The sequence below is a fragment of the Winogradskyella wichelsiae genome, assembly GCF_013403925.1.
GTDB classification, from domain to species: Bacteria; Bacteroidota; Bacteroidia; order Flavobacteriales; family Flavobacteriaceae; genus Winogradskyella; species Winogradskyella wichelsiae.
On the sequence record NZ_JABFDJ010000005.1, the window covers coordinates 77,086 to 92,466 of the forward strand.

General features: G+C 31.0%; 14 protein-coding genes and 1 riboswitch. Of the genes, 8 read left to right on the forward strand and 6 right to left on the reverse strand.

The features are described 5' to 3' along the window. Positions 1-65: 65 nt before the first annotated feature. Positions 66-1,112: a YncE family protein gene (locus tag HM985_RS11365; protein WP_179376373.1), complete on the reverse strand. Its 1,047-nt coding sequence runs from the start codon at positions 1,110-1,112 to the stop codon at positions 66-68. Between the two features lie 493 nt (positions 1,113-1,605). Between HM985_RS11365 and HM985_RS11370 the strand changes: the two genes are divergently transcribed. From HM985_RS11370 to HM985_RS11400, 7 genes are all read left to right on the forward strand, one after another. Next, positions 1,606-2,757 (forward strand): ABC transporter substrate-binding protein, encoded by a 1,152-nt coding sequence (locus tag HM985_RS11370; RefSeq protein WP_179376374.1) that lies wholly within the window; start codon positions 1,606-1,608, stop codon positions 2,755-2,757. 48 nt (positions 2,758-2,805) lie between these two features. Then, positions 2,806-3,828 (forward strand): FecCD family ABC transporter permease, encoded by a 1,023-nt coding sequence (locus tag HM985_RS11375; RefSeq protein WP_179376375.1) that lies wholly within the window; start codon positions 2,806-2,808, stop codon positions 3,826-3,828. A 1-nt stretch (position 3,829) separates the two neighbouring features. After that, positions 3,830-4,624, forward strand: coding sequence for an ABC transporter ATP-binding protein (locus HM985_RS11380; protein ID WP_179376376.1), 795 nt, complete (start codon positions 3,830-3,832; stop codon positions 4,622-4,624). Between the two features lie 92 nt (positions 4,625-4,716). Beyond that, positions 4,717-6,105, forward strand: coding sequence for a DNA recombination protein RmuC (rmuC, locus tag HM985_RS11385; RefSeq protein ID WP_179376377.1), 1,389 nt, complete (start codon positions 4,717-4,719; stop codon positions 6,103-6,105). A 131-nt stretch (positions 6,106-6,236) separates the two neighbouring features. Next, positions 6,237-6,848 carry a transcriptional regulator gene (locus HM985_RS11390; RefSeq protein WP_179376378.1) on the forward strand — a complete coding sequence of 204 codons (612 nt, stop codon included), beginning with the start codon at positions 6,237-6,239 and terminating at the stop codon, positions 6,846-6,848. Further along, complete coding sequence (locus HM985_RS11395; RefSeq protein WP_317167136.1) at positions 6,845-7,561, forward strand: DUF3307 domain-containing protein; 717 nt, start codon at positions 6,845-6,847, stop codon at positions 7,559-7,561. The genes HM985_RS11390 and HM985_RS11395 overlap by 4 nt, the downstream gene beginning before the upstream one ends. Continuing rightward, positions 7,554-8,090 (forward strand): acyl-CoA thioesterase, encoded by a 537-nt coding sequence (locus HM985_RS11400; RefSeq protein ID WP_179376379.1) that lies wholly within the window; start codon positions 7,554-7,556, stop codon positions 8,088-8,090. The genes HM985_RS11395 and HM985_RS11400 overlap by 8 nt, the downstream gene beginning before the upstream one ends. 52 nt (positions 8,091-8,142) lie before the next feature. Here HM985_RS11400 and HM985_RS11405 read toward each other — a convergent pair whose 3' ends face one another. From HM985_RS11405 to rpmH, 3 genes are all read right to left on the reverse strand, one after another. After that, the gene (locus tag HM985_RS11405; RefSeq protein ID WP_179376380.1) at positions 8,143-8,451 is read right to left on the reverse strand and encodes a T9SS type A sorting domain-containing protein; all 309 of its coding nucleotides are present in this window, start codon (positions 8,449-8,451) and stop codon (positions 8,143-8,145) included. A 74-nt stretch (positions 8,452-8,525) separates the two neighbouring features. Beyond that, a complete protein-coding gene (carB, locus tag HM985_RS11410; RefSeq protein ID WP_179376381.1) occupies positions 8,526-11,378 on the reverse strand; it encodes a carbamoyl-phosphate synthase large subunit in 2,853 nt (950 codons plus the stop codon). A 100-nt stretch (positions 11,379-11,478) separates the two neighbouring features. Continuing rightward, complete coding sequence (gene rpmH / locus HM985_RS11415; protein ID WP_173586745.1) at positions 11,479-11,640, reverse strand: 50S ribosomal protein L34; 162 nt, start codon at positions 11,638-11,640, stop codon at positions 11,479-11,481. Between the two features lie 169 nt (positions 11,641-11,809). Here rpmH and HM985_RS11420 point away from each other — a divergent pair, with 169 nt between their 5' ends. Next, on the forward strand, positions 11,810-12,388 hold the full coding sequence (locus HM985_RS11420; RefSeq protein ID WP_179376382.1) for a tetratricopeptide repeat protein: 579 nt from the start codon (positions 11,810-11,812) through the stop codon (positions 12,386-12,388). A gap of 5 nt (positions 12,389-12,393) precedes the next feature. On the opposite strand, the gene HM985_RS11425 is transcribed toward HM985_RS11420, so the two are convergent. Together HM985_RS11425 and cls are read right to left on the reverse strand one after the other, a co-directional pair. Next, complete coding sequence (locus HM985_RS11425) at positions 12,394-13,707, reverse strand: Na+/H+ antiporter NhaC family protein (RefSeq protein ID WP_179376383.1); 1,314 nt, start codon at positions 13,705-13,707, stop codon at positions 12,394-12,396. A 48-nt stretch (positions 13,708-13,755) separates the two neighbouring features. Then, a riboswitch (SAM-I-IV-variant riboswitch) is annotated at positions 13,756-13,851 on the reverse strand. 80 nt (positions 13,852-13,931) lie between these two features. Next, positions 13,932-15,380: a cardiolipin synthase gene (gene cls, locus HM985_RS11430; protein WP_218843414.1), complete on the reverse strand. Its 1,449-nt coding sequence runs from the start codon at positions 15,378-15,380 to the stop codon at positions 13,932-13,934. Position 15,381 lies beyond the last annotated feature (1 nt).

A 15,381-nucleotide genomic window follows, 5' to 3' on the forward strand; every position in this document is an offset into this window, starting at 1 on the left:
TTTATGTTATAAAGATTCAAACTGAACCAATACTATTAGAGATCCCCTTTTGAGGTATTATCAATTTAATTAAAATAAATTTTTGAAGCTGCTACTCCAACACTAAACGTATTTGTTTCTGCTCCTGATACCAAATCATAAACTAATAAAGTACTGTTTTCTGTAAAGCTAGCATCAGTAACAAATAATTGATTATCATTAACAGATAAACCATAAGCATAAGCTGCAGTAATACTAAATAAAGAAGATGTTGGTAAACTTGTAGCATTATCGGTTAAACTAAATACTTCGTTATTTAAAATATAATAAGTTGTACCATCTTCATAAGCCATTAAACTTGGGTGCTCTCCTGCAGAAAATTCTAAGTTAGAAATTATAGAATTATCAGATAAGTCAATCTTAACTAGAGCTGCAGAAGTTTCTCCAACCACACTCCAACTTGCACCACCTTCACATAATACGACTAAGTCACCTTCATCATTAATTGCCATTTCATCTGGCACATAATTTACGGCTATAGTTTCAACTGTATTATCTGCTATATTAATTACAGAAATCAAGTTATTAATACCATAACCACCTTTATGAGACACGTAAAGTTTATCAGATTCTTCTAAAATTTGTTCAGGACCTTCAGAAACAGGAATTGTAGAAATTACAGTATTAGAAGTTAAATCAATTACTGCTATATAATCATCCGTTGCGTCATTAGGATCTCCCCAATCAGACACATACGCTGTATTATCTTCAAAAGCAATATATCTTGGTGTTGTTAACCCTGTAGAGATCGTTGCTGATTTTTCAAATGTGTAACGGTTAACGGCTGTAATTGTTCCTGCATCTGCAACAATATATGCATCATCATCATTAAAACCTAACGATTGTAAATACACACCTGTAGCTTCATTATTAACATTAAAATAAATTTGATTTTCTGAAGTCATTAAATCTTCAGAAATAAAAGAAATTGAAGATGGATCTCCTTCTCCACTAACTATTATTCCATCTTCATAAGCTCCTAAAGGTTCCGTTGATATATTATCATCGTTGTCTTCCGAACATGAAACGATTAATAACGACATTGCAAAAATTGATAAAATGATTTTTTTCATTGTAATTAGTTTAAAATTTATATTGAATTTAAAAATTACGACCTGGCATAGGCCTAGATGCCATACTCTCTCAAAATATATTAAAGAGATTATTTAATTTCAACCTTAAATCTATGTGTTTTGAACTTATTTTGAAGAACTCATAATTAGTCATTTTATTTTCTGTCTAATCTAAGTAATCTCAAATATTTTTAAAAAACATATTACAACTCAAGCTATAACTGTTGAAAATTTTCAGCATAAAAACTTATAGTTGCTAGAAAAATCTTTAAATTTAATTCTTAGCAAAAATAGACTTTTAAAAATCTCAAAAACTTGATTGAACTCACTTTTTTTTATTCATTTTGTAGATAAGATAAATAAACCCAATTAAAAAATGTGCTATGATTACACCTGAAATGATATATAGTGTTAAATTTGAATTGTCTCTCATAACTGTAATTTTAACAAAATTACCGATTCAATAAATAAACATTAGTTACAAAGGTTACACATGAAAATTATTAAATTCTTCATTCTTCTACTTATCGTTAGTGCATGTAAAAATGAAACTAAAAATAACGATTCAAACACATTAGATAGCATAATATCAGCAGAGGTTCCTCTAAAATATGCTGAAGGTTTTAAAATCTCACAATCTAACAATCTAAAAACTATAGAAATAACAAAGCCCTGGCCAAAGGCTGAAAAAAAATACACGTATTTGGTACTTACTAAAGAACAAGCTGCGAAAACAACTTACAATAAAAATGATTATGATGGCGTGATAATTACCCCAATCACAAAAATGGTGGTGACATCTACAACACATATTCCTGCTTTAGAACTTCTAAATATTGAAGATAAATTAGTGGGATTCCCAGGTACAAATTATGTGTCATCAGAGAAAACTAGAAAATTAATAGGCGATAACAAAGTAAGAGAACTAGGAAAAAACGAAGGCATAAATACCGAAGTTTTATTAGAATTAAACCCTGAAGTTGTAATTGGTTTTGGTGTGGATGGAGTAAACAAAACCTTTGAAACGATTAAAAAAGTAGGCATTCCTGTTATTTACAATGGAGATTGGGTAGAGTCTTCTGCTTTAGCAAAAGCAGAATGGATTAAACTATTTGGGGCACTATTTAACAAAGAAAAAGAAGCCGATTCTATCTTTAATAAAATTGAAAAAGACTACTTAGAAGCTAAAGAAATCGCTAAACAAGTTGATTTTCAACCTACTGTTTTTAGTGGTGCGCTATATAAAGATGTATGGTATCTGCCAAATGGTTCTAGTGCAGAAGCTCAATTTCTAAAAGATGCCAATGTTAATTATTTATGGAGCAACACGACAGGTAATGGTAGTTTAGCTTTAAGTTTTGAAGCCGTATTAAATAAAGCAAAAATGGCTGATTTATGGTTAAGCCCATCTTATTATACAAGTTTAAAACAACTTGAAGAAGCTAACACTTTATATACTAATTTTGAAGCCTTCAAAAACCAAAATATTTATAGCTTTTCTAACACTACAGGAGCAACTGGTGGTGTATTATATTATGAATTAGGAACCGCAAGACCCGATTTAGTTCTAAAAGATTTGATTAAAGTTTGCCACCCAGAATTGTTACAAGATTACACACCTTATTTTTTCAAAAAATTAAAATAAAAACGTTGAGAGTTTCAAGATAAAAAAATCTAAAAACTCTACTTATTAATGAAAACCAACTACACATATCAATTTATAATTTTAGCTGTTATTCTTTTGTTTTGTTTTGTACTTAACATAAGTCTTGGCTCTATAAGTATTCCATTTTCAGAAGTTCTTAAAAGCTTATGCTCTACAACTGATAATGATACTTGGCAAATTATTATTATGGAATTTAGACTTCCTAAAGCACTTACTGCAATTATGGTGGGTTCAGGTCTGGGAATTTCAGGATTATTAATGCAGACATTGTTTAGAAACCCCTTAGCAGGTCCTTTTGTTCTAGGCATCAGTTCTGGTGCTAGTTTAGGTGTTGCTATAGTTATTTTAGGTTCAGGGCTTTTTGGTGGCTTATTTGCTACAGCACTTATTGCTAAATGGAGCATTGTTATCGCTGCTAGTTTAGGTAGTTTTTTAGTGTTACTTGCCGTTTTAGCGGTTTCAAACAAAGTGAGAGATACTATGGCTATTTTAATTATTGGTTTAATGTTTGGGAGCATTACCTCTGCTGTTGTTAGTGTTTTATCTTACTTCAGTTCTGCAGAACAATTACAACAATATGTCTTTTGGGGCTTTGGAAGCTTAAGTAACTTATCTTGGTACGAACTTTTAATTTTCTTTATCATTTACGCTATTGGACTGCTATTAAGTATAGCCTCTATAAAAGGACTAAACAGTTTATTATTAGGTGATAATTACGCAAAAAGTTTAGGGTTAAATTTAAAACAAAGTCGACTTATTATCATTTTAGCAACAAGTTTAATTGCCGGAACAATTACGGCTTTCTCGGGTCCAATTGCATTTATTGGTTTGGCTATTCCGCATTTAACAAGACAGCTTTTTAAAACAACAAATCATAAAATATTATTACCTGCTGTATTTTTATTTGGTGCTATTGTAATGTTAATTTGCGATAGTATAGCACAAGTTCCTGGAAGTGACTACACCTTACCAATTAATGCCATAACCGCTTTAGTTGGTGCGCCTGTTGTAATTTGGCTATTAGTTAAACAACGAAAAATGATGTTTTAAAATGAAAAAGGAAACATCACATAGCATTCTTAAAGCGCATCAACTTTCCATAGGGTACAAAACCAAGAAGGCTGAAACCTTAATTGCATCAAATATTAATTTTGAATTGCAAAAAGGACAATTAATTGGTTTGGTTGGTGCAAATGGCATCGGAAAATCAACCTTATTAAGAACCTTAATTAAAGTACAACCTGAATTATCTGGTTCTATTTATTTGAAAGATAAGGAACTTAAAACAACCTCTATTTCAGAGCTCGCTAAACAATTAAGCATTGTTTTAACTGAACCTTTAACGTCTAAAAACTTATCAGTTTTCGAATTGGTGTCTTTAGGTCGTCATCCTTATACCAATTGGATAGGAAACCTCACGGAGTCAGACACAACGATTATAAATAATGCTTTAACGCTCGTAAATATTTCAGAACTGAAAGACAAAAAGTGTTACGAACTTAGTGATGGACAATTACAAAAAGTAATGATTGCACGCGCTTTAGCACAAGATACAGATGTCATTGTTTTAGACGAACCAACGTCGCATCTCGATATGTATCATAAGGCTTACATTTTAAAACTGCTTCAAAAATTAACTAAAGAAACAGGGAAAACAATTTTGTTTTCTTCTCACGAAATTGACTTAGCGATTCAACTTTGCGACACCATGATTGTAATGACAAAAGATCATGTGGTTTGCGATCAACCTTGTAATTTAATTTCTAAAGGTATTTTTAATTCCCTTTTCCCTAAAGACTTGATTGTTTTTGATGAGATTACAGGAAGCTTTCGTGTGACGAAGTAGACTGAAAATTTTAACATTCAACATTTATTTCATTTTCTTCTTATTCATTTTTCAACATTAAAAATTATCTTTGATTCATATCCTTTTCAATTATGAACAACACCATCATTCTTTTTATAGCCAGTCTTGTTTCTGCAAGTATTGGTGCTTTCATCGGGCTTAAATTTGCGCAATTGAAAAGTAAAAGTGATAAAAGCACACTTGAAGAACGCAATGCAAATCTTCAGCTACAACTCAATGAAGTTAAAAAAGCTTCGGAAATAGAAAGCGAAAAACAACTTCAATATTTCAATCAACAATTAGCGGCATCTAAAGAAAACAGTTCTAAAATAGAATCGGAACGTGAAGAAATTAGAAGAGAAAAAGATTTTTTGAATGCAGAGCTTTCAAGACGGAATACAGAGTTCGAAAACTTAAAACAACAAAATCAAAAACGTGATGAAGAGTTTGTAACACAACAAGAACAACTTCGAAAAGATTTTGAATTAATGGCTTCAAAAATCTTAGAAGAGAAATCAGAAAAATTCACACTTCAGAATAAAGAAAACATAAAAAGTATTTTAAATCCGCTTGAAGAAAAAATAAAAACCTTTGAGAAAAAAGTAGATGATACACAAAAGGAAAGTATCAGTATGCATTCGGCTTTAAAAGAGCAACTTTTAGGTTTAAAAGACCTGAATCAGCAAATGACAAAAGAAGCCATCAACCTTACAAGAGCTTTAAAAGGCGATAGTAAAACACAAGGTAATTGGGGCGAATTGGTATTAGAGCGCGTTTTAGAAAAATCAGGATTAGAAAAAGATAGGGAGTATTTTGTACAGCAAAATTTTCAGCGCGAAGATGGTTCTCGTGTACTACCAGATGTGGTGTTACACCTTCCGGATTCTAAAAAAATGATTATTGATTCTAAAGTTTCACTAACGGCATACGAACAATTTGTTAACGCAGAAGATGAGGAACGTCCGCTATTTTTAAAAGCACATGTGAATTCTATAAAGAAACATGTAGACCAACTGTCAGCTAAGAATTACCAAGATCTATATGATATTGAATCACCAGACTTTGTACTGATGTTTATTCCTATTGAACCTGCTTTTGCTGTAGCTATAAATGAAGATAATTCTCTTTATAATAAAGCGTTTGAGCAGAACATTGTTATTGTCACCCCTTCTACCCTTTTAGCAACATTACGTACTGTTGATTCTATGTGGAATAACGAAAAACAACAACAAAATGCCATTGAAATAGCAAAACAAGCAGGAGCTTTGTATGATAAATTTGAAGGTTTAGTCATCGATTTAACGAGTGTTGGTAAAAAGATAGATGCTGCTAAAAGTGATTATTCTTCTGCGATGAACAAACTTGTTGATGGTAAAGGCAACTTGATTACCAGAGTTGAAAAAATAAAAAAAATGGGTGCTAAAGCTAAAAAAGCACTTCCTGAAAGTATTATAAAACGTGCTTCAGAAGACGATTTATAAAATATGCCTATAATTAAGCATAATCTATATTATGCCTTTAAAACAGAATAATTAAAATTATGCCCTTAAAAAGGAATATACTTGTTTATTCCATAAATAAGGAATATATTTGATATATTAATAGTTTAATTATGACGAGTATTATTACTGGAGATATTATAAAATCGCGTCAAGCCACAAACGAAGAGCTTTGGCTTACACCTCTAAAGTCTGCTTTAGCTCAAATAACTACAGATACTAATTTTTACGATATCTATAGAGGAGACAGCTTTCAATTAGAATGTACAACTATTGAAGATAGCTTTAGAAACGCCGTTTATATAAAAGCATGTCTAAAATCTGTTAAAAATTTAGATGTACGTATGTCTATTGGTATTGGCACAAAAGATTATCAAGGAGATTCTGTTAGCGAGTCTAACGGTGAAGCCTTTATCTATTCTGGTGAAACTTTTGAAACTTTAAAAAAAAACAAACAAAACCTTAAAATAAAAACGAAAGACAACATCTTAAATAAAGAAATTAATCTTTATTTTAGGCTAGCGCTTATTGCTATGGATAATTGGACGGTTAATTCTGCCGAAATTGTAAAACTCAGTTTAGAACATCCTAACATGATTCAAGTGGAATTAGCTAAAATTATTGGTATTAACCAAGATGCTGTAAGTAAGCGTCAAAAGCGCGCCTATTTAGACGAAATATTAGATTTAGACCGTTTATACAGACAAAAAATTAGCCAACTATGATGTTATTAATTTTAAAATTGACCTTAGCGCATCTTATTGGTGATTTTTTTATGCAACCTGATAAATGGGTTAAAGCAAAAGAGAGAAAAAAACTAAAATCAGTTTGGCTGTATGTCCATGCTAGTATTCATATCGCCTTGATGTTTATAATTGTATGGGATTTAAGTTACACCTTATTAATATTAAGTATTGGTGCTTTACATCTCATTATTGACGGAGCTAAGCTTTTACTTCAACATAAAAAAACAAAACGTTTATACTTTTTTATAGATCAACTTTTACATATCGTTTCTATTATAGGTTTAACAATCTTATTCTCTGAAGGAGATTTACCATTTACCTTTTCTTTTAGTTCTCATTTTCTATTATTGGTCATTTGTGCTGCTTTTTTAACGACACCGACTTCTATAATAATGAAAATTATATTTTCTAAATGGAACATTACTAAAATTACAAAAGACAAAGAATCTTTAAAAGATGCCGGAACCTACATTGGTATATTAGAGCGCTTGTTAGTCTTTATATTTATTGCGACTGATCATTGGGAAGCTGTTGGTTTTTTAATCACAGCAAAATCTGTTTTTAGATTTGGTGATCTTACCGCTTCTGGAGAACGAAAACTAACGGAATACATTTTAATTGGTACACTTATAAGTTTTGGAATCGCTATACTTGTAAGCCTACTTTACTTAAATTTAAAAATATATGTTTAAATCAATAAAAGAATCAAAAATTGAAATTTCAGAACTCATGTTACCTTCTAACACTAATTTTGGTGGTAAAATTCATGGAGGTTACATCTTAAGTTTAATGGATCAAATTGCCTTTGCATGTGCATCTAAGCATTCAAGAAGTTATTGTGTAACTGCTTCTGTAGATAAAGTAAACTTCTTAAGACCTATTGAAGTTGGAGAATTGGTAACTATGAAAGCTTCTATTAATTATGTTGGTAAATCGTCAATGGTTGTTGGGATTAGAGTTGAAGCTGAAAACATTAGAACAGGAAATATAAAACATTGTAATTCTTCTTATTTCACTATGGTTGCTGTTAATGAAGGTGGAAAAACAGAATCTGTTCCTGGGCTTGTTATAAGTTCTAAAATTGAAGCAAAACGTTTTATTAGAGCGATAAAACGACGTGAAGATGACGTAAAAAAGGACGCCTATCTAAGTGAAATCTATAAAAACGTTGATCAATATTTAGAACTCTTAAAAGACTATAGAGTTAAAATAGAAATTTAAAATAAAAAAAGCCATTTCAATGAAATGGCTTTTTTTTATATAAAAAATCTGTTTATTGTTTTATAAACCTTTTGGTTTGTGTCGTTTTGTCATCAGAGAGTCTAACTAAATAAACTCCTTTCTTCCAATTAGAGACATTTACTGACCACTCTAATTTTGTAATCACACCTTTATAAACTCGCTTTCCTAAGACATCAAAAACCTCTAATTTTAAATCGCCATCTGTATTTGGCAATGTAATATTAAGAGTACTATTTGCTGGGTTAGGAGATATCGTAAACTCTTCAATTTGAGTTGGTGATACCTGAGCAAAAGAATATGCAGATATAAAGAATAGTAAAATGAGTAATTTTTGTTTCATATAAGTAGGGCATTAATAGGCTAAGTTAATAATTATTAATAAATAACAATTACACTTAATCGAAAACCGTGCCATTATTTACTCAAATACATTTTTCTTCTTGCATATAAATCATAAAACTGATCATCCTTTAAACTATCTATAAATAAGATACTTTCACCTGTACTTTTCATTTCAGGTCCTAATTGTTTATTTACATTAGGGAATTTATTAAATGAAAATACGGGTTGCTTAATCGCATAACCTTCTAATTGAGGATTAAAATCAAAATCAGTTACCTTTTTCTCTCCTAACATTACCTTAGTTGCATAATTTACATAAGGTTCTTTATAAGCTTTCGCAATAAAAGGTACCGTACGAGACGCTCTTGGGTTAGCTTCAATAATATAAACAATATCATCTTTTACAGCAAATTGTACATTAATTAAGCCTACGGTATTTAATGCTAAAGCAATGGTCTTAGTATGATCTTTAATTTGTTGTAATACAAATTCGCCTAAATTAAAAGGAGGCAACGTTGCATTACTATCCCCAGAGTGTACACCACAAGGCTCAATATGCTCCATAATCCCTATAATGTAAACATTTTCACCATCACAGATTGCATCTGCTTCGGCTTCAATAGCTCCATCTAAATAATGGTCTAATAGCAATTTATTTCCTGGTATAGATTTTAATAAATTAACAACATGTTGTTCTAATTCATTTTTATTAATAACAATTTTCATCCCTTGCCCACCAAGTACATAAGAAGGTCTTACTAAAATAGGGAAATCTAAAACATCAGATATCGCTAAAGCTTCATCTGCAGTTTCTGCAACAGCAAACTCAGGATATGGAATATTATGTTCTTTTAAGATGTTAGAAAAACTACCTCTATCTTCAGCTAAATCTAAAGCTTTAAAGCTAGTTCCCATAATCTTAACACCCCATTTCTCTAACTTTTCAGCAAGCTTCAATGCGGTTTGTCCACCTAATTGTACAATGACACCTTCTGGTTTTTCATGTTGAATAATATCGTAGATATGTTCCCAGAATACAGGTTCAAAATATAATTTATCAGCAATATCAAAATCTGTAGAAACCGTTTCTGGGTTACAGTTAATCATGATTGTTTCATAACCACATTCAGCAGCAGCTAAAACACCATGAACACAACAGTAATCAAACTCAATACCTTGACCAATTCTGTTTGGACCAGATCCTAAAACTATAATTTTCTTTTTATCGGTAACAACACTTTCGTTTTGAACGTAAATTTCTCCATCAGCTGTTTCTACTTCACTTTCGAATGTTGAATAATAGTATGGTGTCTGTGCTTTAAACTCTGCAGCACATGTATCTACCAGTTTAAATACACGATTTATTTTTAACTCGCTACGTTTATTGTAAACAGCACTTTCTAGACAACCCAACATGTGAGCAATTTGTCTGTCTCCATAACCTTTTTGTTTCGCTTCTAATAATAATTCGCGATCTAAAGTATCAATAGTATAAGTAGATATCTCTTTTTGAAGTTCAAATAATTCTTCATACTGACGTAAATACCACATGTCAATCTTAGTGATTTCATGGATACGACTTAAAGGAATTCCCATAGCAATGGCGTCGTAAATTACAAAAACACGATCCCAACTTGCGAAAGTTAATTTCTCGATTACAGTATCATAATCTGTATAACCTTTACCATCTGCACCTAAGCCATTTCTCTTAATTTCTAAAGATTGAGTTGCTTTATGTAGCGCTTCTTGGAAAGAACGACCAATAGCCATCACCTCTCCTACAGCTTTCATTTGTAAACCTAAAGTTCTGTCTGATCCTTCAAATTTATCGAAATTCCAACGTGGAATCTTAACAACAACATAATCTAACGTTGGTTCAAATAAGGCAGAAGTCGATTTAGTAATTTGGTTATGTAATTCATCTAAATTATAACCAATAGCTAATTTTGCTGCAATTTTGGCAATAGGATAACCTGTTGCTTTACTTGCTAATGCTGATGAACGTGATACACGAGGATTAATTTCAATTGCTATTATATTCTCTTCATCATCAGGACTTACAGCAAACTGAACGTTACATCCACCTGCAAAATCACCAATACTACGCATCATATGGATTGCCATATCACGCATTTTTTGGTACGTTTTATCAGATAAAGTCATTGCTGGTGCTACAGTAATAGAATCACCAGTATGGATTCCCATTGGATCCATATTCTCGATAGTACAGATAATTACAACATTATCATTTTTATCTCTAAGTAGCTCTAATTCGTATTCTTTCCAGCCAATTAAAGCTTTATCAATCATAACTTCATGAATTGGAGATACTTCTAATCCACGCGTTAATAATTTATCAAAATCCTCTTCTTTATGTACAAAAGAAGCACCTTCACCTCCTAAAGTATAAGAAGCTCTAATAACCAAAGGAAAACCAAACTCTTGTGCAATTTCTTTTCCTTTAAGGTAAGATGTTGCCGTAGCTTGAGGCGCCATACCGACACCAATTTTTAGCATTAATTCTCTAAATTTTTCTCTATCTTCAGTAATATTTATAGCATCGATATCTACACCTATAATATCTACATCAAAATCTTCCCAAATTCCTTTTTCATCAGCTTCAATACAAAGGTTAAGAGCTGTTTGTCCTCCCATTGTAGGTAAAACAGCATCTATATGCGGATGTTCTTTTAAAATCTGAATTAAGGATTTTGTTGTTAATGGCAACAGATAAACATGATCCGCCATCGTCGGATCTGTCATTATTGTTGCTGGATTAGAATTGATAAGAATTGTTTCAATTCCATCTTCTCTTAGCGATCTAAGTGCTTGAGATCCTGAATAATCAAATTCACAAGCTTGGCCTATAACGATTGGACCAGATCCTATAAGTAATATCGATTTAATGTTTTTGTTTTTCGGCATGTGTAAAAAATGTTATGGTGTGCAAAAATAAGTATCTCTTGAGTATAAAAAAAGGCGTTACACCTAAGTAACGCCCTAATATATTAACAATTGTTAATCATTATTTTTTATGTCTTGTTTCTGAAGATACAGAGATCCTCTTTCTGCCTTTAGCTCTTCTACGTGCTAAAACTTTTCTTCCGTTAACAGAAGCCATTCTCTCTCTGAAACCATGTTTGTTTCTTCTTTTTCTTTTTGACGGTTGAAACGTTCTTTTTGGCATGTTCTTATATTTTAAATCTTATAATCATTTTATATTTGAGAGCTATCTCAAAACTGCGTGCAAATATACAACAACTTTTTACATTAGCAAATAGCAAAAGAAAAATTTTGAATAGATTTTTAACTCTTAGTTTTTATTATCTTTGCACACTGTAAAAATACACAGAAATATGTTTAATAAAAATATAAAATTAGCCATCGCCGCATTAATCATCGGTTATGGTATATATCAATTTACTGAAGGTTACATAGGTAACGGTATTATGTACCTATTACTGTCTACTATATTTATTTTTCTTTACTTTAAAAATGAAATGATTTTGTTAGCTTTCTTAAAGCTTAGAAAACAAGATTTTGAAGGTTCTAAGAAGTGGTTAGACAAAATCAAAAATCCTGAAGGAGCACTAGTTAAGAAACAACAAGGCTATTTAAACTATCTGAATGGTATTATGGTTTCTCAAACCAATATGAATGAAGCAGAAGGTTATTTTAAAAAAGCTATTGATTTAGGTTTATCAATGGATCATGATTTAGCCATGGCAAAATTAAACTTAGCCGGAATTGCTTTTTCAAAACGCAAAAAACCAGAGGCTCAAAAGTTATTGGCTGAAGCAGAAAAATTAGATAAACGCGATATGTTAGCTGATCAAATTAAAATGATGAAGCAACAAATGAAAAAAGCTTCAATACCAAAGCATCAGTACGGACAACCAACATCATCTAGACAAAATAGAAGAAGTAAGAGATAATTCTTTTACTTCTTTATCTTCTTAGTAAACAAAGGTTCAAAGCTTATTAATAAAATTGTTGTTACAAACAATATAAGCAAATACCACGTGTTTTGAATTAAATCTACATAATCTATCCGACCTTCAGAAAAGCTCAGAATCATTAAAACTTGAGCTCCGTAAGGTAATATACCTTGAATAATACAAGCAAAAACATCTAATATTGAGGCTGTTTTTCTATTTGTTAATCCATACTCATCATTTATTGTTTTTGCAATAGGCCCCGATATAATTATAGATACTGTATTGTTTGCAATAGCCATATTTATAGTACTCACCAAAGCGGCAATACCAAATTGAGCAGATCTTTTACTTTTAATAAGAACTTTTATTTTATTTAAAATATAGTCTATACCTCCATTTCTTTCTACCAAAGCAGCTAAGCCACCTGTTAACAGAGATAGTAAGAAAATTTCTGTCATATTTGTAAAACCTGTATATGCAATTCTTGTGGACTCCATGACTGTAAAATCACCATCGAAAACACCCAAAATACCCGCTGAAATAATTCCGAAAAATAGAGTTACAAACACATTTACACCTATTACAGATAGCAGAATAACTAATATATAAGGAACGATTTTTATTACTGAATAATCGTAATCAACATCATCTAAAATACTAGAACTTAAATCTAAACCTTGTACTGTTAAAATAACTAAAGTTATTAATGCCGCTGGAAGTGCTATTTTTATATTTTCTTTAAATTTATCACTCATTTTACAATCTAAAGACTGCGTAGCTGCTATAGTTGTATCGGATATTACAGATAAATTATCTCCAAACATAGATCCTCCCAATAAAGCACCACAAAGCACTGCTAAAGAAATATCGCCTTGTCCTGAAAAGCCAACTACAATTGGTGCAAGCGTTACAATAGCACCAACGGAAGTCCCTGTTGAGATAGATAAAAATGCTGCTATTAAAAAAATTCCTAAATAAATATATTGAATAGCAATATAGTCCATACCCAGATTAACTATCGCATCTACACTTCCTGTAGATTTGGTAATTGCCGCAAAAGCACCTGCTAACAAATAAATTAAACACATGGTTAGTATTTTATTGTCCCCACAGCCTTTTAAAAGTATTTCTATCTTTTCGTTAATAGATTGCTTAAAGATTAGAAATGCAACGACAATACCAACAATAACAGCAATTGGTGCTGGCAATAGATAAAAATCATCTTTATAAATACCTATTCCTAAAAAGGTAATTACAAAAACTAATAATGGAATTAATGCTGTAAAGTTTGGTGCTATTTGTTTTAATTTATTCATTCTTTTATTTCTTAAAAAGAAGACAGAAAGCAAATAAGAAAGAAAAATTAGATTAACATTTTTTCCAAAGTATTGGCTTATCTTTTTAGCACCTTGCTTGTTAATGCAGGTTGCTATCTCCTTTTGAGATTCTTGATAATTTATTTTAAGTCGGCAAATATATTAATTTAATTAAACCTGATTTAAATTTTAACTCATTATTATAATATAAAATAGAATCTCAATTATAGTAAAGGTGCCATTAAACGCGCTATAGCTTCAATAATTTTTGTGCGTTTAGGCCGTTTTTTCCACGATTGCCATTCAAGTTTTTCACAATCTTTTAGATCTTCATTGAAAAACTCAGTCAGTTCGCTACTTATTTTTTTATCATAAATCAAAGCATTGACTTCAAAATTAATATTGAAACTTCTATAATCCATATTAGTAGTACCAACTGTACTAAAAACTCCATCTACAACCATCGTTTTTGCATGCACAAATCCTTTTGTATAATGATACACCTCTACACCTGCTGCTAAAAGCATTTCTAAATAAGAATTGGTTGCGTATTCTGCAATCCAAGAATCAGACTTTTTAGGAACTATAATTTTCACTTCAATATTACTTCTCGCTATAACTTGCAGCGCTGTAAGAATCTCACTATTAGGAATAAAATATGGTGTGGTGATATAAACATAATCTTCTGCATTTGTAATGGCTATAAAAATAGATTCCATAATATTAGACCAATCCGTATCTGGGCCACTTGCAGCTATTTGTAATGGTACATTTTCTTTACAGTTATGATCAGGAAAATAAGATTTAGACATTTCTAATGCATTATCTGAAACAAAATCCCATGTTGTAAAAAATAAAATTTGTAACGGTTTTACGGCTTCACCTGCCAAACGAATATGTGTATCACGCCAATACCTATCGTTATTAGCATTTACATAGTGATCTGAAACATTTATCCCTCCAACATACCCTATTTTTCCATCAATAACCGTGATTTTGCGATGATCACGATAGTTCATCTGACCTGTAAATTTAGAAAACAAGACAGGCATAAAAGAATGCATTTGAATACCACAATCTTTTATTTTCCGCTTCATTTTAGATGAAATAGAACTCCCTACATCATCAATAACAATTCTAATCTCTAAGCCTTCACTTGCTTTTTCACATAATAGATTTAATAACTCTGTACCTATTTGGTCATCTTCTATTGCAAAATACTCTAAATGAATATGATGTTTTGCCTCTTTGATATCTTTGAATAGTAATTTAAACTTATCGTCACCATTTTTTATAAGCTTTACTTCATTATTAATCGTGAGTTTTGATTTTTCACTATTATACAATAAAGGTATTAATTTTGATTTTTGATCGAGTAAATCATCAACCTTATTAATTGATTTGGTATTTAATTCTAATTGCTCTTGAATCTTTTTTATAATCGTCTGGTTTAAAACATTCTTTCTACTGAATATTTTAGTTTTTCGGTATTCTTGTCCGAAAAGATAGTATACAATTAAACCCAAAAAAGGTAGTGCTAACAATCCGATGATGTAGCTTAATGCCTTTGTTGGGTTTATTTTTTTTAGCAAAATTGTTGCCACTGCAGATAATGCAAGTGTATAATTGAATACAATTAAAATTTGCCAAATATGATTTTTTATAAATTCCAAA